This window comes from Vibrio sp. YT-17 (assembly GCF_033337375.1).
Classification (GTDB): Bacteria; Pseudomonadota; Gammaproteobacteria; order Enterobacterales; family Vibrionaceae; genus Vibrio; species Vibrio alginolyticus.
The window spans coordinates 1-1017 of sequence record NZ_JAWOQP010000217.1 but is presented as its reverse complement, the minus strand read 5'-3'; the positions used below and the strand labels follow the sequence as shown (position 1 = coordinate 1017).

At 46.5% G+C, this 1017-nt stretch carries 1 protein-coding gene; it reads left to right on the top strand.

The window, feature by feature from the left end; translation table 11 throughout:
* On the top strand, positions 1–1017 hold a 1017-nt coding region (locus R7F67_RS25045), incomplete at both ends, for a type IV secretory system conjugative DNA transfer family protein (protein WP_318057561.1).

Here is a 1017-nt window from a genome sequence, read left to right as displayed (position 1 = left end):
CAATTGATTGGTTCGTCTGGTGCGGGTAAAGGTCGTGCGGCTCAGATGCTGCTTGCTCAGTCGATTGGACTTGATGAGGCTGTATTCGTACTCGATCCGAAAGATGATGAATGGTGTAGACATGTGTTGAAAAAATCCTGTGAAGACAATGACAAGCCTTTCTACCTGTTTGACCTGCGCTCGAATGAGTATCAAATCGATATGTTAGCCGGTATCACTCAATATGAGCTTGAAGAGCTTATGACAGCAGGGTTTGGGCTTGAGAAAACGGGGTCAGATGCAGACTTTCACAAAGGCAATGACCGTAGAGCTTCAAGAGTCTTTGCAGGGGAAATCAACAACGGGCCTCAGACATTCCGATCAATGTTTCAATCCCCATTGGCTGAACAGTTCAAAGATGGTGGAGCCGGCTTTATGACTTCATTGGAGGAAATCGCCCTAGTAAATAGCGTTAATGCCTTGGGGGGCTTTGATTTGCGGGAGATTTTCGAGTCTGGCGGTTGTGTGTATATCGTAGGTTCGAGCATGAATGAACAGACAAAAATCGTTCAGAAAATGCTTGTGCAAAGAATCTTCCAGATCGCGGCAAGTCGTGACAGAACTCAGGGCGAAAACAGACCTGTAGCGGTGTTCCTCGATGAATTTAAGTACCACATTTCAAGAATCACCTTAGCGGGTCTAGGTCTTGTCAGGGATAAGGGCGTGCATTTAATCCTAGCTTTTCAGGCCATTAGTGACTTAGCCGATTGTGGAGCCTTAGAGGTTGAAGCGGTAGAGGGTGCGGTAATGGAGAACTGTAAATTGATGATTGCCTATGCGATTGAACACCCAGAGACGCGCACATGGTTAGCCCAGAAGACCGGAAAGATTCTAATTGATGATGAGGTAAGGAAAACCAAGGCGTCAGCAGTGTTTACAGAGTCGATGGATGTAGAGCGTTCAGTGAGACAGGCCGAAAGATTCCTAGTGGATGAAAACATGCTTCAAGGCTTGCCAAGCAATGTGGGGTATTTCTTC